The organism is Tepidimonas sp. HKU77 (assembly GCF_049728535.1).
GTDB lineage: Bacteria > Pseudomonadota > Gammaproteobacteria > Burkholderiales > Burkholderiaceae_C > Tepidimonas.
On the sequence record NZ_CP187300.1, the window covers coordinates 1,373,265 to 1,392,500 of the forward strand.

Sequence of the window (19,236 nt, forward strand, 5' to 3'; positions counted from 1 at the left end):
GGGGTGACCGGGGAACCGGGGCGAGGCCATTGCGCGTGGCCTTTGCCGGCACCCCCGACTTTGCCGCGGTGGCGCTGGCGGCGATCGCCCAAGCGGGCTACCCCATGGCGCTGGTGTTGACGCAGCCGGACCGTCCCGCCGGGCGCGGCCTGAAGCTGCAACCCTCTCCCGTCAAGACCTTGGCGCTAAAGCACGGTTGGCCGCTCGCGCAGCCGCGCGGGTTGCGGCTCGATGGCCGTTGGGCCGAAGACGCCGCCGCGGCGCGCGACGCGCTGCTGACCGCGCGTCCCGACGTGTTGGTGGTGGCCGCCTACGGATTGATCCTGCCGCGCTGGGTATTGGATTTGCCGCGGTTGGGCTGCTTGAATATCCACGCCTCGCTGTTGCCGCGCTGGCGCGGCGCGGCGCCGATCCAGCGCGCCATCGAAGCGGGTGACGCCGAAACCGGCATCACGCTGATGCAGATGGACGAGGGCTTGGATACCGGCGACATCGTGGCGATGCAGGCGCTGCCCATCGGGGCGCACGAGAGCGCCGGACAGCTGCATGACCGGCTGGCCGCTTTGGGGGCGCAGCTGGTGGTGCAGGCGCTGCAGGCCGCCGAGGCGGGGCCATTGCCACGGCGCCCGCAACCCGCGCAGGGCGTGACCTATGCGCACAAGATCGACAAGGCCGAGGCAGTGCTCGACTGGCGGCAGCCGGCAGCGGTGCTGGCGCGGCGCGTGCGGGCATTCGATCCCACCCCAGGCGCGGTGACCGTGCTCGACGGTACGCCACTGAAGGTGTGGCGTGCACAGGCAGAGATTGCGTTCGCCGTGTCGCCGACCGCACCGGGCACGGTGGTGGCGGCTGATGACCACGGCATCCGTGTGCAGACCGGCGACGGGGTGCTGGTGCTGACCGAGGTGCAACGCGCCGGTGGCCGGCGCTTGCCGGTGCGCGACTTTTTGCGCGGCGCGCCGCTGCGTGCTGGGGTGCGGCTGGGGGAGGGTGCGTGAGCGCGTCGGGCGCGAGCGCGTTTTGGCGGGCGGGGTTTCTCAATCCCGCGTTGTGGCGGCGTGCCGCTTTCGCGACCGGCGCGCGCGAATTGCTCAGCGCCGCCACGGGTATCGGGGCGTGGGGGTTGATGACGGGGGTGGCCATGGTGCAGTCGGGCCTGAGCGCACCAGAGGCCCTGTGGATGACCGCGCTCGTCTATGCCGGCAGTGCGCAGCTCACCGCCGTGCCATTGATCGTGGCCGACGCGCCGTTGTGGGTGATTCTGGCGGCGGCGTTTTGCGTCAACCTGCGCTTCGTGGTGTTTTCTGCTCATCTGCGCCCGTATCTGGCCCATCTGCCGCGCGGGCAGCGGCTGCTGACCGGCTACCTCACGGGGGATTTGAGCTACGTGTTCTTTGCCCGCCGCTATCCCCACCCGGGGCGCACGGACGACGAGCGACTCGATCAGGAAGCCTACCTGGCGGGCAGCTGCGCGGTCAACTATGCGTTTTGGATGACGGCCAGCGTTATCGGCATCGGTCTGGCGCACGCCATCCCGCTGGAATGGGGGTTGGGGTTTGCAGGGATTCTGGCGCTGTTGGGGGTGGCGTGTTCACTGGCGAGCACCCGGCTGCGCGTGTTGTCGGCGGTGGTAGCGGGTTCGGCGGCGGTGGCGGCGTGGGCGTTGCCGCTCAAGCTGCACATCGTGGTGGCGATCGCGGCAGCGGTCGCCGTGTGTCTGGTCGCCGAGGCGCACGGCCCGCGCTGGCTGCGCGGATCGGCCATTCCTGCGCAGGGCGGTCATGGGTGACGTCGATCCCTATCGGCTGTTGACGTTTGTCGCGCTGGGCGCGATCACGGTGGTGACGCGCGGGTTTTTCTTCCTGTCGGATCGTCCGTGGCGCCTGCCCCACTGGGCCGAGCGGGGACTGCAGTACGCGCCCATCGCGGCGTTGGCGGCGGTCGTCGTGCCCGAGGTGGTGATGCAAAACGGCCAGCTCATCCACACCTGGCAGGATGCTCGCCTGTACGCGGCGGTGGCCGGCGCGGGTTGGTTCTTCTGGCACCGGGGAGTGCTGGGGACGATCGTCACGGGCATGGCGGTGTATCTGCCGCTGCACTTGGGGCTGGGGTGGTAGGCGCGGCACGGGGGGCGGCGATGCAGCGCGCCATCGCAGCCTCAAGGGCGGGGCGCTGCACCGGCTTGGCCAAAAATCCGTTCATGCCGGCGGCCTGTGCCCGCTGCTGCGCGTCGTCCATGACGTCGGCCGTCAGCGCGATGATGGGGACCTGACCTCGCGGCCCCGGCAGGGCACGGATCTGTCGCGAGGCCTGCAGCCCGTCCATGCCGGGCATGTGAATGTCCATCAGGATGACGTCGTAGTCGTGTTCGGCCGCCTGCTGCAGTGCTTGCTGTCCATCCTCGGCGAAGTCGACGCGATGCCCCATTTTGTCCAGCAATAGGCCGATGACCTTGCGATTGACCGGGTGGTCTTCGGCCACCAGCACGCGCCAGCCGCTGCCGTGCGGCGCGGTCGGGGGCGGGGCGGGGAGTTCGGCGCCGGCCTGCCCGGGCACCGCCTCGGCAGGCGGCGGTCCGTCCATCCAGCCGGGCGTTTGTGTGACGGCAAAGTCGGATGGCGTGGTTTCAGGTGCAGCGATCGGCGTCACCCAGGTGGCCGTGAAGGTGGAGCCTGCCCCCGGCTGGCTTTCGACCTGCACGTCGCCGCCCATCAGGCGTGCCAGCGTGCGCGAGATGTCCAGCCCGAGCCCACTGCCGCCGTAGCGGCGCGTGATCGAGGGGTCCGCCTGCTGAAACCGTTGAAACAGCCGCGACAGGGTCGACGCGTCCATGCCGATGCCCGTGTCGCGCACCACGGCCCTCCAGCGCACCCGTGGTTCGCGACCGGGTACCGATTCCGCGCGCACCGTGAGATCGACCCGGCCACGGTCGGTGAATTTGATGGCGTTGCCCAGCAGGTTGAGCAAGATTTGCCGCACGCGTGTCGCATCGGCGAGCACCCACGGGGTGCCACCGTCGTCGATCGACAGGCCCAGCTCGATCCCCTTGCGCTCGGCTTGGGGTTGCAACCAGCGGTGCACGTGGCGAACCAGCTCTGGTAGATCCACGGGTTCGGGCTGGATGCGCAGCTGGCCGGCATCGAGCGCCGACAGATCCAGGATGTCGTTGAGCAGCGCCAGCAGATGCCCGGCCGATGCGCGCGCGGTCTGCAGAAGATCGCGCTGGGCGGGCGTCAGCGGGCTGTCGGCCAGCAGGTCCAGCATGCCGAGCATGCCGTTGAACGGGGTGCGCAGCTCATGGCTCATGTTGGCCAGAAACTGGCTCTTGATACGGCTGGCGGCTTGCGCCTCGTCGCGCGCGCGGGCCAAGGCGGTGTTGAGGGCTTCGAGCGCTCTGCGCTCTTGGGTTTGCCGGCGCTGCCGCTGCCACAGCGCGAGGGCCGCCAATAGCAGCACCAGTACCTGGGCCGCCATTAGCCAAATGACATAGCCGCGCAGGCGTCGCACCTCGTGCAGCTTGGCAGCGACCCGCTCGCTGACCAGCCGATCGGCGGTCAGTGTCAGGGCTTGCACCTCCGGGCCCAGCGCGTCCATTTGCTGCAGCGCCTCGTCCAAGCGTGGCCCATCGGTTGCCGGCAGCGCGGCGTCCAGGGTTTGCACCAGTTGGTGCAGACGCGGCATCAGCTGCTGGTACGCAGGCAGCTGGCGCAGGGGCTCGATGGAGGGGTTTTCGGCCAGCAGGGCGACACGGCTGGCGTAGATTTCGTGCCGCAACACGACCGCATCCCAGTCGGGGGGCGAGCGGCCCCGTAGGGCTTGCGTGAGGGCGCTGCGCAGGCGCAAAAACTCCCGTTCGTGCTGAAAGGCCAGCGCCGTCAGCGAATCGGCCTGCAGCTGCGCCGATTCCTCGGCCGAGCGGGACTGCTGCAAAAAGACCCCGAGCAGCACCGCCAAACCTGCCGCCAACACGGTGGTGGTGAGCGCGACCCACCACAAAAACCGGCGCCCTTCGGCGCTGGCGGTAGTGGCGGCGGTCGGGGCCGCAGGGGTCGGATTCATTCCACGTCGATCGCCTTGAGCTGCCAGATCGAGCGCTCGTAGTAGCGCAGGTCCTTGAGCGCAGGGTCGCGGTCGAAGGGATAGACGATGAACAGGGGGCCCTTGTCGCGCACCGCCATCGGCACCCCGTTTTTGCGGGTGGCGATGATGACGTCGTGGCGCTGGGCGTCCTCGAACGGGATCACGACACGGTAGTCATTGAGCGCCGTGGCGCGCAGCTGCCGTCCTTCGGCACGGACGGCGGCCAGTACATCGCGCAGGCGCGGGCCGCGGAAGGTGACCGGTTGATCGTCCCACGGCGTGCGGGTGGTGAAGGTGTGTTGGGGCAATGCCTCCAACATGGCCATGTCGAACGCGGCGTGCGAGCCGTGGTTGCGCACGCCGATCTGCCCCCCCAGGGTCAACACGACGCGGTCTTTGGGCGCTGGCAACGACGCTTGGGCGTGCGCGACGGTGGCCATGCCGCACACGACGGCCGTCAGCGCGAGCGCCACAGATCTGCGTGAAATAGAAAAAACCATACGAACTGCAGCCCCCGGTATTTTCAGATTTGTCAGGATCTTACGACAAGGCACGCGGCGCGCCAATGGGGCGGCTTTGTGGCGGGGCGCTGGTACCACCCGAGCCCTGGGCTGCCGCGCGCGCGGCAAACTCCTCGCGCAGGGCACGCAGCTTGGCGCGCGGGTCCTCTTGCGTGGTGGCGGGGTCGAGCTGCATTTCGGCAATGAAGCGGCTGGGCTGCGCGGTGACGCGCTCGCGCCCTTGTTTGCGCTGCTTGAGCCAACTGACCACCAGCGTGCGCTGGGCGCGCGTGATGCCGACATACATCAGGCGGCGCTCTTCCTCGATGCGTGCGGCGAGCTGCTGCGCGTCGTCCTCGTCGGGCTTGAAGGGCAGCAGCCCTTCGTTGACGCCGACCAGCATGACATGGGGCCATTCCAGCCCCTTGGCCGCGTGCAGGGTCGACAGCGTCACCACGTCTTGGTCTTGCTCGCGTTCGGACAGCGTGCTGATGAGTGCCACCGTCTGCGCCACTTCCAGCAGCGGGCGCGGCGCGCGCGCCTCGCCGCTGGCGCTGCCCGTGTCGTCGATCTGCCCGCCGCAGCGTTGCACCATCCAGTCGATGAAGTCCAGCACATGGCCCCAGCGCGTCTGCGCCTGTTGCGGGCTGTCGGCGTGGTCGTGCAGGTGGCGCTCGTAGCCGATGTCGGTGAGCCACTGCATCAGCACCGCGCGCGCCGCCTCGTGCCCGACGGCGTGCCGGGCACGGAATTGCAGTTCGTTGACGCAGCGCCCGAATTCGTGCAGCGCCGCCAGCGCCTTGGCGCCGACGCTGGCCTGCAGCAGGGGGGACGACAGGGTCTCGAACAGGCTCAGGCGCAGCCCGCTGGCCACTTGCCCGAGCTGGGCCAGGGTTTGGTGGCCGATGCCGCGCCGGGGCGTGGTGATGGCGCGCAGGAAGGCCGGGTCGTCGTCCTCGTTGGCCAGCAGGCGCAGCCAGGCGCACAAATCCTTGATTTCGGCGCGGTCGAAAAAGCTCGTCCCGCCCGAGACCTTGTACGGCACGCCCGCGCGCCGCAGTGCGACTTCGAACGCGCGCGATTGGTGATTGGCGCGGTACAGGATGGCACAGTCGCGCCACGCCGCGCCTTGTGCGCGCAGGCCCTGGATGCGCGCCAGGGCGCGCTCGGCTTCGTGCTCTTCGTGGTCGCAGGCGAGCACGCGCACGGGTTCACCCTCACCCAGCGCGCTCCACAGCGTTTTGGGAAACAGCTTGGGGTTGGGGCCGATGACCGCATTGGCCGCGCGCAGGATGGCGTTGGTGGAGCGGTAGTTTTGCTCCAGCTTGATGATCGCCAGGTTGGGAAAGTCTTGCGGCAGGCGCCGCAGATTGTCCAGCGTGGCGCCGCGCCAGCCGTAGATGGATTGGTCGTCGTCGCCGACGCAGGTCAGGCGCGGGTCGGGCCGCTGGCCGTGGCCCACCAGCACTTTGAGCAGCTCGTACTGCATCGCGCTGGTGTCCTGGTACTCATCGACCAGCACGTGGCCCAGCCGCTGCTGCCAGCGCATCCGCGCCTCGGGGCACTGTTGCAGCAGCTTCAGCGGCAGTCCGATCAGGTCGTCGAAGTCGACCGCCTGATAGGCGGCGAGCCGTTCCTGGTAGCGTGCCATCACTCGGGCGATATGCCGCTCGCTCTCGTCACGCGCTTGCGCCAGGGCCGCGTTGGCGTCCACCCCGGCGCCTTTCCACTGGCTGATGCGCCACTGCCAGTGGCGCGCGGTGGTGCTGTCGGTGGTGCCGCCGCAGTCTTTCAGGATGCCGACGATGTCGTCGGTGTCCAGAATGGAAAACTGGGGTTTGAGCCCGATGGCGGCACCGTCTTCGCGCAAGATGCGCACGCCCAGCGCGTGGAAGGTGCACAGCAGCACGCCCTGGGCCGCCTTGCCGACGAGGGCGCGGGCGCGCTCGCGCATTTCGGCCGCGGCCTTGTTGGTGAAGGTGATGGCGGCGATGCGCTCGGGTGCCAGTCCGGCTTGGATCAGACGCGCGATTTTGTGCGTGATGACGCGCGTTTTGCCCGAGCCAGCGCCCGCCAGCACGAGCGAGGGGCCGTGCAGATGGTGCACGGCTTGGAGTTGGGCGGGGTTGAGGGTGTCGTGCATCGACGGCACTGGACGCGAAAACGCGGCCGCCAGGACAGAGGCGCCGCGGGGATGGGAAGGGGCGAATGATAGCGGGGTGACAGCGCCAGGCCGCGCCGCCCGTTACCATCGCCGTTCATGGGCGCCATCTTGCTGGTCACCTTTCCCTTTTTTGCGCTGGTCGCCGCTGGCTACTTGGCCGCGCGGCGGCGCTGGCTGCCGCTGGAGGCGATTCCCGGGCTCAACGGTTTCGTGCTGTATTTTGCGCTGCCGGCCATGTTGTACCGCTTTGGCGCGTCGACGCCGATCGCGCAGCTGCTCGACGGCGCGGTGGCTGGGGTATGGTTGCTGTGTGCGTTGGCCGTGGTGGGTTTTGCGGTGGCGGTGACGTGGGGCGGGCGCATCGGCTGGAACGACGCCGCCTTCGGCGCGTTGGTGGCGGCGTTTCCCAATTCGGGCTTCATGGGGGTGCCGCTGATCGCCGCCTTGCTGGGGCCGGCGGCCGTGGGAACGGTAATCGTGGTCATCGTGGTGGACATGGTCATCACCAGCTCGCTGTGCATCGCCCTGTCGCGGCTGGATGCCGGTGAGGGCGGTGCGCGCGCCGCGCTGCGGCAGGCGCTGCTGGGGGTGGCGCGCAACCCCATGCCGTGGGCCATTGGCCTGGGGGCGCTGGCGTCGGCGTGGCAGGTGGCACTGCCGCGGCCGCTCGACCAGACCGTGGGGCTGCTGGCGGACGCGGCCAGCCCGGTGGCGCTGTTCACCATCGGGGCGGTGCTGGCGCGCTCGCAGATGCAGGCCGATCACCCGATGCCGTGGCGCGACTACGTGCCGCTGGCGCTGGTCAAACTGCTGTTGCACCCGCTGCTGGTGTTGTTGGTGGGCGCGGCGGCCATCCAGCTGGGGGCGCCGCTGCAGCCGACGGCGCTGACGGTCATGGTGCTGGTGGCGGCGCTGCCCAGCGCCAGCAATGTGTCATTGTTGGCCGAGCGCATGGGGGCCGACAATGGCCGCATCGCGCGCATCATCCTCGTGTCCACCGCGCTGGCATTTCTGACGTTTTCGGCGGCGGTGGCCGCCTTGCGCTGAGCGGCAGGCGCGCCGTCAGAAGCTGAGCGGATCGACGTCGATGGCCCAGCGCACCAGGCCGCGCGTGTCGGCATGGCCGCGCAGGCCTTGCAGGCGCGGCATCCAGGCGGTCAGCAGGGCCTGCAGGGCGCTGCGCCGGGGGCTCTCGAGCAGCAGTTGTGCGCGTTCGATGCCGGCCACGCGCGTCAGCGTCATCGGCACCGGCGCATAGAGGGTGACGTGGGCGCGTCCAGGCAGGTCGTGCGCTGCCTCGGCGGCGCGGCGCAGCCAGGCCAGGGCCGCGTCGAGCTGCCGTGCCTCGGCGCGCAGCAGCGCCTGGTGGCTGAAGGGGGGCATGCCGGCGATGCGCCGCTCTTCGAGCTGTTGCGCGGCGAAGGCGGCATAGTCGTGCCGGGCCAGCGCCGCAAACAAGGGATGTTCGGGGTAGGCGGTCTGCACCCACAGCTCCACCGCGCTGTTGTGGGCCGCCACGAACGCGGCGTCGCGCCCCGCGCGCCCCGCGGCCTGCATCAGCAGCGAAAACAGCCGCTCCGGCGCGCGCCAGTCGCTGGCAAACAGGGCGCCGTCGGTGTTGACGCTGGCCACCAGGGTGATGCGCCGGAAGTCATGCCCTTTGGCGATCATTTGCGTGCCGACCAACACATCGACGTCACCCGCGTGCATCGCCGCCAGCGTGCGCTCGAGCGCACCTGCGGCGCGCGCCGTGTCGGCATCGAGCCGACCGACACGCACCGGTGTGCCGTCGGGCCGCCGCAGGTGGCTCAGCGCGGCGATCAACTGCTCTTCGAGCTGCTCGGTGCCGCGCCCCAGCGGGGCCAAATCCACGTTGCCACAGTCCGGGCAGGCACGGGGCACGGGGGCGGTGTGGCCGCAGTGGTGGCAGCGCAGGTGGCGGTCGCCTTTGTGGTAGACCAGGTGCGCGCTGCAGTGCGGGCAGCCGCTCTTCCAGCCGCAGTCGGCGCAGGCGATCACGGGGGCGTAGCCCCGCCGGTTGAGCAACACGAGCGCCTGTTCGCCGCGCTCCAGGCGCGCCTCGATGGCGGCCAGCAGGGGCGGCGCCAGCGCCACGCCGCGCGGTTGTTGGCGCAGATCGAGCAGCCGCAACCGGGGCCACAGGGCCCCGCCCATGCGGTCGCTGATGTCCACGCGCCGGTAGCGGCCGCGCTCGGCGGCATGCCAGCTCTCTAGCGAGGGGGTGGCCGAGCCTAGCACGACGCGGCAACCCGCGTCGGCGCCGAGCCGGCCCCGGTACACGGCCAGATCGCGCGCGGAGTAGCGCGCTCCCTCCTGGCTTTTGTAGCTGGGGTCGTGCTCCTCGTCCACCACGATGAGGCGCAGCCGCGGCAGGCTGGCGAAGATGGCCATGCGCGTGCCCAGCACGATGCGTGCGTGCCCCAGATGCGCTGCCAACCAGTGCCGCAGGCGTTGCGCAGGGGTCAAGCGTGAGTGCAGCGTCGTCACCGCGTCGCCAAAGCGGGCGCGAAAGCGCTGCTCCAGCTGTGGCGTCAGGTTGATCTCCGGCACCAAGACCAGCGCTTGGGCGTGCGGCTCGCGCGCCAGCAGACGCGCCGTCGCTTGCAGGTAAACCTCGGTTTTGCCGCTGCCGGTGGCACCAAACAGCAGCACGGGCCGATCACTGCTTTCGATGGCCGCCAGCGCCTGGGCCTGCGCCGAGGTCAGCGCGGGCCCGTCGGCGGCGGGCGCGGGCGCTGTTGCGGGGGGCGCCAGCCGCTGCAAGCGCCGCGCGATTTGTGCCTTGTTCGCGTCGCGCAGCGCGGGCGGCAGGGCCGCCAAGGCGACTTCGCCCAGCGCACGCTGGTAGTAGCGGGCCGCAAACGCCACCAGGGCGCGCCACTCGGCGCTCAACGCGGGCAGGGCGTCCCAGACTTCGCCGATGGGGCGGATCTGATCGGGCGTGACCGCTGGCGCCGCCTCGGTGCCGTCCGCACAGTCCCAGACGATGCCCAACACGGTGCGCCGCCCCAACGGCACGCGCACCAGTGTGCCCGGCGTCAGCGGACGCTCGTAGCCGTAGGTCAGGCGTTGCCCCAACCCGCTGTGGGCGGGCGCTGCGACGACCACATCGACGCGCACCGGTGTCAGGGGAGTGTCGGCCCGGTCGATCATGGTGGCTCTGGGGCGCCCCTCGTGCCTCTGTGGCGACTGGGCAGATCGGCGGTCAAGGGTGTGGATAAATTTGTCGACAAGCTGCGGATCTTGCGCGTAAGTCCTTGATGTGGCGGTACTCCACGGTTTTTCGACTCCCCGGAGAGGTGGCCGGTAATGGCTTTCATATCAATGACTTACGTCGGTTCGCAGGAGGATTGTCGAGTGCTTCCCTTGCCGATGGACAGGCTGGCCCGCTTGCGGCCATCTGTGCATAACAACCGACGAATCGCGACCCGCGCCGTCAAGTACGTTGCCGCATCTGGCGCGAATGGCGATGCACCGTCTCGACCAGCACGTGCACGTGCTCCGGGGGCGTGTGCAGGCTGATGCCGTGTCCCAGGTTGAAGATGTGGGTGGGCCCGCGTTGGCTCGGGTCGGTGTGCGGCGGCCCGAAGGATTCCAGCACGCCTACGGCCTCGCGCTCGATGGCCTCGGGCGTGGCCAGCAGCACCGCGGGGTCCAGATTGCCTTGCAACGCTTTGCCCGGCCCGCCCGGTACCCCGCCAACGCGCTGGCGCGCAGCCCCCAGGTTGACCGTCCAGTCCAGCCCCAGCACGTCACAGTCCAGCTCGGCCATCGCTTCCAGCCACTGCCCGCCCCCCTTGGTGAAGACGATGCGCGGAATCACCTGGCCCGCGTGCTCGCGTGGCAGTTGTTCGAGAACGCGGCGGGTATAGGCGAGGCTGAAGGTGTGGAACGCCCCATCGGCCAACACCCCACCCCAGCTGTCGAACACCATCACCGCCTGCGCCCCAGCCTCGATCTGCTGGCGCAAATAGTGCGCCACCGCGTCGGCGTTGACTGCCAGCAGCCGGTGCATCAGATCCGGTCGGCTGTAGAGCATGCGCTTGACGTGGTGGTAATCGTCCGACCCGCCCCCCTCGACCATGTAACACGCCAGCGTCCAAGGGCTGCCCGAAAACCCGATCAGCGGTACCCGCCCGCCCAGCGCGCGCCGGATGCTGGTGACGGCGTCGAACACGTACCGCAGGCGTTCCATATCGGGCACGGCCAGTGCGGCCACGTCGGCTTCGGTGCGCACGGCACGTTCGAACCGCGGCCCCTCGCCGTTGACGAAGTGCAGCCCCAGGCCCATGGCGTCGGGCACGGTCAGAATGTCCGAAAACAAAATCGCCGCATCCAGCGCGTAGCGATCCAGGGGCTGCAGCGTCACCTCGGTTGCGTAGTCCACGTTCGTCGCTAGCCCCATGAAGCTGCCCGCGCGTGCGCGCGTGGCCCGGTACTCGGGCAAATAGCGCCCCGCCTGGCGCATCAGCCAAATCGGCGTGTATTCGGTGGCCTGCCCCAGGCAGGCGCGCAGGAAAGTGTCGTTTTGCAAAGGGGCGAAGGGCATGGGTGGTCGCAGCGATGGGGAGCCGGTGGATGCCGCATTATCCCGTGTCGCGGCTCCGCGTCCGGGCGCGGGCGCCGTCACAGCGTCGCCAGTGCCTCGCGCACCTCGCGTACCGACAGCAGTTCCGACAGCACCCGTGGCGCACGCCCGGGGGCGAGCAGCACATAGACCGGCACCCCGGTGCGCCCCAGGCGGGCCAGCTCGGCGGTGATGACGGGGTCGTAGCGCGTCCAGTCGGCACGCAGCAGTTGCACCCCTTTGGCGCGCATGTCGGCCAGCACGTCGGGGTGGCTCAGTGTCGTTTTTTTGTTGACCTGGCAGGTCACGCACCACGCGGCAGTAAAGTCAACGAACACGGGCTGGCCGCGCGCCAGCAGCCGCTCGACCGCCTCGGGCGACCAGGGCTGCCACACCAAATCGCCCGCCAGCGCCTCGTCGGCGGCCGCGGTGGTGCCATCGCTGGCCACATTTGCCGGTATCAACTGCCCGACGCGCGGGCCCCAGACGGTGCCTAGCCATCCCAGCAGCGCCACGGCCACACTGCCCAGTACCCAGCGCGCGCGTCCGCGCAACGACCAGGCCCACAGGGCAAAGGCCAACGCCACCAGTAGAGCCAGCAGCGCTGCCGCGCCGTCGATGCCGCTTTGCTGTCCCAGCACCCACAGCAGCCAGACGACGGTGGCGAACATCGGAAACGCCATCGCGTGCCGGAACGTCTCCATCCACGGCCCGGGCCTTGGCAGGCGCCGTGCCAGCGCAGGCCAGAAGCTGGCCGCCAGATACGGCAGCGCCATCCCCAGGCCCAGGGCGGCAAAGACGCTGAGCGCCTGCGCCGCCGGCAGCGTCACCGCCAGCCCCAGCGACGCCCCCATGAACGGCGCGGTACAGGGCGAGGCGATCGCGGTGGCCAGCACCCCGGTCAAAAAGGCATCGGCCAGCGGATGGCGCAACTGCAGGCCAGCCAGCCCCGGGGGCGCGAGCTGACCCAGGTGGAACACCCCCGCGAGATTGAGGCCGATCAGCGTGAACAGCGTGGCCAAGCCAGCGACGACCCAGGGGTTTTGCAGCTGAAACCCCCAGCCCACGGCCTCACCCGCCGTGCGCAGCCCGAGCAAAACGGCACCCAGGGCGAGAAACGACAACACCACGCCCGCGGTGTAGGCCAGCCCACGCAGCCGGTGGGCGCGCGCGTCGCTGCCGTGCGATTGAAACGCCATGACCTTGATCGCCAACACGGGAAAGACGCACGGCATCAGGTTGAGCACCATCCCGCCCACCAACGCCCCCAACAAAGCCAGGGCGAAGCCCAGCGACGACGGTGGCGGATTGGCGGGCACGGGCGTCGGCAGGGCTGGCGTGGCAGCGGGCGCTGGCGCCACGGGCGGCCAGCGACCCGCCACGGGCCAGTCGAGCCGCACACCCGCTGTAGCCAGGCCATGGGGCTGGGGCGCCGGTGGCGCCAGCACGAATGCCAGACGGTCGGGAGCCTCGCTGCGGTAGGGCGTCAGCGGGACGCTGGCGTGCCAGGTATCGCCGTCCCAACGCTGCTCCCACGGCGCACCCGGTGCGATGAGATTGCCCGTCTCCGGAAAAAATTCGAGCCGCTGCCCGCGCCATGCGGGGGGCAATCCCGCCACCTGCAGCCGCAGCCGCTCGCCCTCCACGCGCAGCTCGCCGCGTCCCTCGATCGTGCGCGGCACGGCCGCGAGCGCCGCCTCGAAGGCGGCCGCGTGCTCCGTAAGGGGGCGGTCCGTCGGTATTTGCAGCTGCAGCCGCGCCTCCTCCGGCACGCATTCGCGGCGACAGATCAGCCAGGTGGCGCGCACTTGCACGGTCAGGGTGGGCCCGTCCGCGAGGCGCGACACGGTGACCGGTACCGGCAGCAGCAGCGTGCCGTCATAGCCGTAATTGGCCAACTCACCAATGGGGAACTTGCGCGGGGTGGGCCACTGCACCTCACCCGGCTGTAGCCCGTCTGGCAACGTCCACTCGAGTTCGATCGGCAGGCCCGAGTCACCCGGGTTTTTCCAATAGGTGTGCCACTCGGGTGTGTGTTCGATGCGCAGGCCCAACCACAAGGGCCGACCCGGCGCGACGCCTTCGGGGGCGTGCGCCAGCAGCTCGACGCGCGAATACTCACTTTGCGCCACCGCGGTCGGCGTGGTCGAGCGCCCGGGCAGTGACCAGCCACCTTGTGCGGCCACCCAAGGCGAAAACAGCAGCAACCAAAACAGCAGCCACGCGCGTACGGGGCGCAGGGGGTCGATGGGGCGGGCGGTCGCGGACGTCATGTCACCTCTCATGATCGGAAAGTCGGTGCAGCGTTCCCGATTGTCGGGCAGTCGCGGCAGGCTTGCAGGCGCCGCCCACCCATACCGGCCGGGGGCTTCCCATTTCGGGCCGCTCGTTCAACAATGATCAGGCGAAATCGTATCCATACGTGTGTTGTTGGAACGAGGAGAGGACATGCTGTCCATCGACCACACCATCGAGAGCTGGGTGCGCCGCTGGCGCGAGCGCGTCGATCTGCCGCTGCGTGTGCGCTGGCACACCGACGCGGGCGCGGCGGGCGAGGCGCCATTTTGGGACCTGGGGAACTTCGAACAGCCACGGGTGACCATCACCGTGCGCGATGCCGCGGCACTGCCCGCGCTGCTGGCCCCCAGCCTGGATACGCTGGGCGAGGCGTATGTCGAGGGTCGTATCGACGTCGAAGGCGCGATCGAGGATGTCATCGCCATGGCGCAAACGCTGGTGGCGGCCAGCGCCGAGTCAGAGTCCCGCACGCCGGGCGCCCTTTCGCGTTGGGTGCGGGCGTTGACGACGCACACCCGCCGCTCCGACCGCGAGGCCATCCAGTACCACTACGACGTCTCCAACGATTTCTACGCGCGCTGGCTCGACCCGGCCATGGTTTACTCGTGCGCCTATTTCGAGCAGGGCGACGAGGACCTGGCCACCGCGCAGCGCAAAAAGATCGACCACATTTTGACCAAGGTGCGGTTGCAGCCTGGCCAGACCTTACTCGACATCGGTTGCGGTTGGGGCGCGCTCGTCATGCGTGCCGCGCAGGCGTTCGGCGCGCGCTGTGTCGGCATCACGCTGTCGCAGGCGCAGTACGACCTGGCGCGCGAGCGTGTGGCCGCTGCCGGGCTTGCCGACCGGGTCGAGATTCGCCTGCAGGACTATCGTGACGTCGACGGTACCTACGACTGCATCACCAGCGTCGGCATGTTCGAGCACGTCGGGCTGCGCCATCTGCCGGAGTACTTTCGCATCATCCACGACCGACTGGCGCCCAGTGGCTGGTGCCTCAACCACGGCATCACTACCACCGATCCCCACGATGGCGAGACGCCGCACGGCGGTGGCCGTTTCATCGATCGCTACGTCTTTCCGCATGGGGAGCTGCCGCACATCGGCACGGTGCTGCGCACCCTGCAAGAGGGCGGATTGGAGCCGTTCGACGTCGAGAGCCTGCGCCGCCACTACGCGCTGACGCTGACGCATTGGAGCCGCGCCTTCGAGGCGCAGCGCGATGCCCTGCGCGCGATGGTGCCCGAGAAAACCTGGCGCATCTGGCGTGTCTATCTGGCGGGCTGCGCCTGGGCGTTCGAGCACGATCAGGTCTCGATCTTTCAGGTGCTGTGCCGGCGCGCGGGCCGCAGCGCGCAGGAGCTGCCGTGGTCACGGCGCTGGATCTACGAGGGCCAAACGCGCGGGCCGGGCGGTTGATCGGCGCGATTGGCTAAGATGGGCCCATGTCCGTCTCGCCCGCTGCTGCACCGTCCCCGACCCTGAAGCGCTGGGCCGACCTGCGCTGGCCGGAGGTACAGGCGCTCGACCCCGCGCGCACCGTGGCCGTGTTGCCACTGGGCGCGACCGAGCAGCACGGTCCCCATTTACCGCTCGGGGTCGACACCGCCATTGCCGAGGCCGTGCTGGCGGCCGCTGCCCCCCACCTGCCACCCGACGCGCCGATCTATGCCCTGCCGACGCAAGCCGTGGGCTTGAGTCCCGAGCACGCGCGCTACCCCGGCACCCTCACCCTGTCGGCGCCGACCGCACTCGCCCTGCTGGGCGACATCGGCGCGTCCGTGGCGCGCGCCGGCGTGCGCAAGCTCGTCTTCTTCAACGGCCATGGGGGGCACGTGGGGTTGATGGACATGGCCGGTCGCGAGCTGCGGGCGCGGCACGACGTGCTCGTGTGGGGCGTCAACTGGTACGACCTGCCGTGGACCGAGGCCGACGGCCACGACCTGCAGTCCGATCTGTCGGCGCGCGAGCGCCGCTTCGGCGTGCACGCGGGCCAAGTGGAGACGGCACTCATGCTGGCGATGGCCCCGCAGCGGGTGGCGCTGGCGGCGGCGCGTGACTTTGCCTCGTCCTCTGAGCAGCGTGCCCAGCGCTATCCGCTGCTGGGCAATGGCCGCAGCGCCAAATTCGCTTGGCAAATGCAAGACCTGCACCCGGCGGGCGCGGCCGGCAACGCGACGGCCGCCGACGCCGAATGGGGTCGGCGGGTGGTGGCCGCGGCGGGTCGGTCGCTCGCCCAGTTGTTGCTGGAAGTGATGGCCGTGCCTCTCACCACGGCGGTGGCTGGGCCGTCGATGGAGGAAGGCGGCGCCTGAGTGGCGCGGCGCTCACGCGTGCGTGATCCACTCGCGATGCTGGGGCTCGCTCAAGTGCGGCAGTGCGTTGAAACTCACCAGCGCGCATCGCTTCGGGGTGTGCGCGACTTCCGTCACGCTCGTGTTGCGCATGCGCAGATTGAGCTCGATCGTCGCCTCTGGCGAGGCCGCCACCAAATGCCCGACGATGGTAGCAATGGGGCCGCCGCTGGTCACCACCAGCACGTCACCCGCATACTGGGCGCGCACATGCGCCAGCACCGCCACCGCTTCTCGCACGAAGGTGTCGTAGGTCGGCATGCCGCGCGGCGAGATCACCCCCGCCATCCATTGCTGTAACGCATCGCGCAGCAGACGAAAGTGCGCTCGGTAGCCCTGCGGCGTGTGCGGGTCGCCCGGCGGGGGCGCATTCAGGGCTTCGATCAGCGCGGCGCTGTCGTACTCGTCCAGCCCTGGCCAGACCTGGGCCTCACCCTCGATCTGCCCACCGTCTCGAATGGCCTGCCAGGTCTCGTGGTGGCGGCGCAGGGTGCCCGTCAGCACCGCGTCGAACCGCATCCCGTGCGCGCGAAAATACTCGCCCAGGCGCCGCCCCTGTTGCCAGCCCAACGCGCTCAGGCGGTCGTAGTCGTCGCTGCCGAAAGAAGCCTGCCCGTGGCGCACGAGGTGGATCGTTCCCATGCGCCCATTGTCGGTCGCCACACCCGGTCATCCGGTCGCGTGAGCGACGCCACCCATGCCGCTCGATGCCATCCACACCGCCGTGACCACCAACGCCGCAGCCATCACGCGATTGAAAACCCGTAGGCGCCGCCCGCTCGGTCGGCCCTCGACCACGGGCCCCGCCAGCCAGCCGCGCAGTACCGAGCCCACCAGCGCATAGGTCAGGTTGCTTGAAAAAGCATAGAACACCATCACCGGCAGCACCAGCCAGAACCGCGGCCACGCGTGTGCGTGTCCCGCGATCCAGCCCGCCACGATGGACAGCGCGAGCATCCAGGCCTTGATGTTCAAGAACTGCAGGCTCACCCCGCGCCAAAACGTGATGGCCAGGGCATCCGACTCGCCGCGTGCCAGTGTCGAAGCGCCGGCCAGCCGCCACGCCAGCCACAGCAGGTAAGCGACCCCGCCCCAGAGGATTCCCAGCCGCAGCGCCGGCACGGCCAGCACCACCGCCCCCACGCCGGCGGCGCACAACGCGAGCAGCAACGACCAACCCACTGGCACGGCACACACGAAAGGCAAGGCGCGACGCAGCCCCCCGTTGGCCGCCAGGGTGGTCGAGAGTGTGGTGTTGGGACCAGGTGTGAAGCTGGTGGCCGTGGCCAGCGTCAGCAGGGCCAGGAATTCACTCCAGGTCATGGATGGGGCTCACCGCGCTCGCACGCACTCAGGGCTTCCCAGCGCTCCAGCGCCTCCATCAGCGCTGCTTCGATCGCCCCGTGCCGTTCGGCCAGCGTCTGCGCCCGCTGGGGGTCACGTCCGTACAGCGTGCCGTCGGCCAGCTCGGCCTCGATCGCACGCTGCTCGGCCTCCAGTGCATCGATGCGTCTCGGTAACGCCTCCAGTTCTCGCCGCTCTTTGTAACCCAAGCGGCGCGGGGCGGGAGCCGCCGTCGTGGAGGCGGCGCGGGGTGCGGTCGCTGTCTCGGTCGCCTTCGTTTCGGCCCGGCCCGGCGCGTCCTCGTCCCGCCAGGCCGATGGCCACACCGGCACCCGCCCATGCAGCCGCATCGACTGCGTCATCCAGTCTTGCACTCCGCCTTCGTATTCGCGCCAGCAGCCGTCGCCCTCGAACACCAGCGTGCTCGTCACCACCGCGTCCAGAAAGCGCCGGTCGTGGCTTACCAGCAACACCGTGCCGGGATAGTCCGCCAATCGCTGCTCGAGCAGCTCCAGCGTGTCGATGTCGAGGTCGTTGGTCGGTTCGTCCAACATCAGCACGTTCGCCGGTCGCGCGAACAGCCGCGCCAGCAGTAGCCGGTTGCGCTCGCCTCCCGACAACGAGCGCACCAGGCTCTGGGCGCGGGCCGGGGAGAACAAAAAATCGGCCAAGTAGCTGCGCACGTGCATGCGTCGTCCCTCGCACTCGATCCAGTCGCTGCCCGGGCTGATGGCTGTTTCCAGCGTGGCGTCGAGGTCCAGCGCGTCGCGCATTTGGTCGAAATACGCCACCGCCAACTGGCTGCCCAGACGCACCTGGCCCGCATCGGGCGCCAACTCACCCAGCAACAGACGCAACAGTGTCGTCTTGCCAGCGCCGTTGGGGCCGATGAGTCCAATCTTGTCACCTCGGAGCACCGTCAAGGACAAATCACGCACGATGGTCGTGCGCTGTGCCCCCTCACCCAGCGCCAGGCTCACCCGCTCCAATTCCGCCACCAGGCGCCCACTCGCCTGTCCGCGCGCCAGCTCCAGCCGCACCTGGCCGACCGCCTCGCGCCGCTCGGCGCGTGCCCGTCGCAGCCGCTGCAACCGCTCGATGCGTGCCTGTGCCCGCGTGCGGCGTGCCTCCACACCCTTGCGGATCCACGCTTCTTCTTGGGCCAGCAGCCGGTCGGCCTTGGCCTGCACCACGGCTTCTTGGGCCAGCTGTTCGGTTTTCAGGGCCTCATAACGGCTGAAGTTGCCGGGGTAAGACTGCAAGCGCGCGCGATCCAGCTCCACGATGCGGGTCACTACCCGGTCCAGAAAATAACGGTCGTGGCTGATCACCACCACGCTCCCCCGAAACGCCAGCAGCTGCTCCGCCAGCCAATCGATTGCATCGATGTCCAGGTGGTTCGTCGGCTCGTCGAGCAACAACACGTCGGGCCGACCCACCAGTGCCCGCGCCAGCGCCACGCGCTTGCGCACGCCACCCGACAACGTCTGCAGCACGCCGTCCGCGGGCAGCCGCAGGCGCGCCAGCGTTTCGGCCACGCGCTGCTCCCAGCGCCAGCCGTCCACCGCCTCGATCGCATTCTGCAGCGCATCCAAATCCTCGCCGGGCGTGGCCGCCATGTACCGCTGCAGCCATGTGCGAACCTCCTGCAGACCGTCGGCGACCGCCTCGAAAACCGTGTGTTGGTCCTCGAACGCCGGCTCCTGCGCCACGTACGCCCAACGCAGCCCCTGCCGCCGCTGCACCGCCCCGCTGTCGGGGTGTACCAAGCCGGCCAATAACCGCAACAGCGTCGATTTGCCGCAGCCATTGCGTCCCACCAGGCCCACCCGTTCGCCGGCGTCCAGGGTGAAGTCGGCCCCGTCCAACAGCGGCACGTGCCCGTAGGCCATCGACACTGCCATGCAT

At 69.5% G+C, this 19,236-nt stretch carries 15 protein-coding genes (1 of these 15 cut by a window edge); 6 read left to right on the plus strand and 9 right to left on the minus strand.

Translation table 11 applies throughout. The annotated features are described in order from the left end of the window. Window positions 1–29: 29 nt before the first annotated feature. The 3 genes from fmt to ACPP3B_RS06630 are packed head-to-tail and all read left to right on the plus strand — an operon-like array spanning window position 30 to window position 2,117. Window positions 30–998, plus strand: coding sequence for a methionyl-tRNA formyltransferase (gene fmt, locus ACPP3B_RS06620; protein ID WP_424860158.1), 969 nt, complete (start codon window positions 30–32; stop codon window positions 996–998). Next, window positions 995–1,789 carry an AzlC family ABC transporter permease gene (locus tag ACPP3B_RS06625; protein WP_424860104.1) on the plus strand — a complete coding sequence of 265 codons (795 nt, stop codon included), beginning with the start codon at window positions 995–997 and terminating at the stop codon, window positions 1,787–1,789. Before fmt ends, ACPP3B_RS06625 begins: the two co-directional genes overlap by 4 nt. Next, window positions 1,782–2,117, plus strand: coding sequence for an AzlD domain-containing protein (locus tag ACPP3B_RS06630; protein ID WP_424860105.1), 336 nt, complete (start codon window positions 1,782–1,784; stop codon window positions 2,115–2,117). The genes ACPP3B_RS06625 and ACPP3B_RS06630 overlap by 8 nt, the downstream gene beginning before the upstream one ends. Here the strand turns inward: ACPP3B_RS06630 and ACPP3B_RS06635 are convergent. The 3 genes from ACPP3B_RS06635 to ACPP3B_RS06645 form a co-directional block, all read right to left on the minus strand. Further along, window positions 2,068–4,059 (minus strand): response regulator, encoded by a 1,992-nt coding sequence (locus ACPP3B_RS06635; RefSeq protein ID WP_424860106.1) that lies wholly within the window; start codon window positions 4,057–4,059, stop codon window positions 2,068–2,070. The two genes, ACPP3B_RS06630 and ACPP3B_RS06635, sit on opposite strands and share 50 nt — an antisense overlap. Continuing rightward, window positions 4,056–4,520, minus strand: a complete 465-nt coding sequence (locus ACPP3B_RS06640) for a molybdopterin-dependent oxidoreductase (protein WP_299023091.1) — start codon at window positions 4,518–4,520, stop codon at window positions 4,056–4,058. The genes ACPP3B_RS06635 and ACPP3B_RS06640 overlap by 4 nt, the downstream gene beginning before the upstream one ends. 100 nt (window positions 4,521–4,620) lie before the next feature. Next, window positions 4,621–6,723: an ATP-dependent helicase gene (locus tag ACPP3B_RS06645; protein WP_424860107.1), complete on the minus strand. Its 2,103-nt coding sequence runs from the start codon at window positions 6,721–6,723 to the stop codon at window positions 4,621–4,623. Window positions 6,724–6,840: 117 nt separating this feature from the next. On the opposite strand from ACPP3B_RS06645, the gene ACPP3B_RS06650 reads away from it, so the two are divergent. Continuing rightward, on the plus strand, window positions 6,841–7,791 hold the full coding sequence (locus ACPP3B_RS06650; RefSeq protein ID WP_299022259.1) for an AEC family transporter: 951 nt from the start codon (window positions 6,841–6,843) through the stop codon (window positions 7,789–7,791). A 15-nt stretch (window positions 7,792–7,806) separates the two neighbouring features. Here the strand turns inward: ACPP3B_RS06650 and priA are convergent, their stop codons facing one another. The 3 genes from priA to ACPP3B_RS06665 form a co-directional block, all read right to left on the minus strand. Further along, the gene (gene priA, locus ACPP3B_RS06655) at window positions 7,807–9,918 is read right to left on the minus strand and encodes a replication restart helicase PriA (protein WP_424860108.1); all 2,112 of its coding nucleotides are present in this window, start codon (window positions 9,916–9,918) and stop codon (window positions 7,807–7,809) included. Between the two features lie 283 nt (window positions 9,919–10,201). Further along, window positions 10,202–11,314, minus strand: coding sequence for a uroporphyrinogen decarboxylase (hemE, locus tag ACPP3B_RS06660; protein ID WP_424860109.1), 1,113 nt, complete (start codon window positions 11,312–11,314; stop codon window positions 10,202–10,204). 77 nt (window positions 11,315–11,391) lie between these two features. Then, on the minus strand, window positions 11,392–13,605 hold the full coding sequence (locus tag ACPP3B_RS06665; protein ID WP_424860110.1) for a protein-disulfide reductase DsbD family protein: 2,214 nt from the start codon (window positions 13,603–13,605) through the stop codon (window positions 11,392–11,394). A 175-nt stretch (window positions 13,606–13,780) separates the two neighbouring features. On the opposite strand from ACPP3B_RS06665, the gene ACPP3B_RS06670 reads away from it, so the two are divergent. After that, window positions 13,781–15,049 carry an SAM-dependent methyltransferase gene (locus ACPP3B_RS06670; protein ID WP_299022275.1) on the plus strand — a complete coding sequence of 423 codons (1,269 nt, stop codon included), beginning with the start codon at window positions 13,781–13,783 and terminating at the stop codon, window positions 15,047–15,049. Between the two features lie 26 nt (window positions 15,050–15,075). Beyond that, window positions 15,076–15,945 carry a creatininase family protein gene (locus ACPP3B_RS06675; RefSeq protein ID WP_299022277.1) on the plus strand — a complete coding sequence of 290 codons (870 nt, stop codon included), beginning with the start codon at window positions 15,076–15,078 and terminating at the stop codon, window positions 15,943–15,945. Between the two features lie 12 nt (window positions 15,946–15,957). Here ACPP3B_RS06675 and ACPP3B_RS06680 read toward each other — a convergent pair whose 3' ends face one another. The 3 genes in view from ACPP3B_RS06680 to ACPP3B_RS06690 are tightly spaced (at most 27 nt apart) and all read right to left on the minus strand, a layout consistent with a single transcriptional unit that may run on beyond the window. After that, on the minus strand, window positions 15,958–16,626 hold the full coding sequence (locus ACPP3B_RS06680) for a histidine phosphatase family protein (RefSeq protein WP_424860111.1): 669 nt from the start codon (window positions 16,624–16,626) through the stop codon (window positions 15,958–15,960). A gap of 27 nt (window positions 16,627–16,653) precedes the next feature. Next, a complete protein-coding gene (locus tag ACPP3B_RS06685) occupies window positions 16,654–17,307 on the minus strand; it encodes a LysE family translocator (protein WP_424860112.1) in 654 nt (217 codons plus the stop codon). After that, window positions 17,304–19,236: the 3' portion of an ABC-F family ATP-binding cassette domain-containing protein gene (locus ACPP3B_RS06690; RefSeq protein WP_424860113.1), read on the minus strand. 14 nt of this gene lie beyond the right edge of the window; the window shows 1,933 of its 1,947 coding nt (coding positions 15–1,947); its start codon lies beyond the right edge, outside the window — the gene reads right to left on this strand; it ends in the stop codon at window positions 17,304–17,306. The genes ACPP3B_RS06685 and ACPP3B_RS06690 overlap by 4 nt, the downstream gene beginning before the upstream one ends.

Bases quoted from the DNA above. Each gene is read 5' to 3' on its own strand.
- ACPP3B_RS06630 (WP_424860105.1), top strand. From the start codon at position 1,782: ATGGGTGACGTCGATCCCTATCGGCTGTTGACGTTTGTCGCGCTGGGC.
- ACPP3B_RS06635 (WP_424860106.1), bottom strand. From the start codon at position 4,059: ATGAATCCGACCCCTGCGGCCCCGACCGCCGCCACTACCGCCAGCGCC.
- ACPP3B_RS06640 (WP_299023091.1), bottom strand. From the start codon at position 4,520: ATGGCCACCGTCGCGCACGCCCAAGCGTCGTTGCCAGCGCCCAAAGAC.
- ACPP3B_RS06645 (WP_424860107.1), bottom strand. From the start codon at position 6,723: ATGCACGACACCCTCAACCCCGCCCAACTCCAAGCCGTGCACCATCTG.
- ACPP3B_RS06650 (WP_299022259.1), top strand. From the start codon at position 6,841: ATGGGCGCCATCTTGCTGGTCACCTTTCCCTTTTTTGCGCTGGTCGCC.
- priA (WP_424860108.1), bottom strand. From the start codon at position 9,918: ATGATCGACCGGGCCGACACTCCCCTGACACCGGTGCGCGTCGATGTG.
- hemE (WP_424860109.1), bottom strand. From the start codon at position 11,314: ATGCCCTTCGCCCCTTTGCAAAACGACACTTTCCTGCGCGCCTGCCTG.
- ACPP3B_RS06665 (WP_424860110.1), bottom strand. From the start codon at position 13,605: ATGACGTCCGCGACCGCCCGCCCCATCGACCCCCTGCGCCCCGTACGC.
- ACPP3B_RS06670 (WP_299022275.1), top strand. From the start codon at position 13,781: ATGCTGTCCATCGACCACACCATCGAGAGCTGGGTGCGCCGCTGGCGC.
- ACPP3B_RS06675 (WP_299022277.1), top strand. From the start codon at position 15,076: ATGTCCGTCTCGCCCGCTGCTGCACCGTCCCCGACCCTGAAGCGCTGG.
- ACPP3B_RS06680 (WP_424860111.1), bottom strand. From the start codon at position 16,626: ATGGGAACGATCCACCTCGTGCGCCACGGGCAGGCTTCTTTCGGCAGC.
- ACPP3B_RS06685 (WP_424860112.1), bottom strand. From the start codon at position 17,307: ATGACCTGGAGTGAATTCCTGGCCCTGCTGACGCTGGCCACGGCCACC.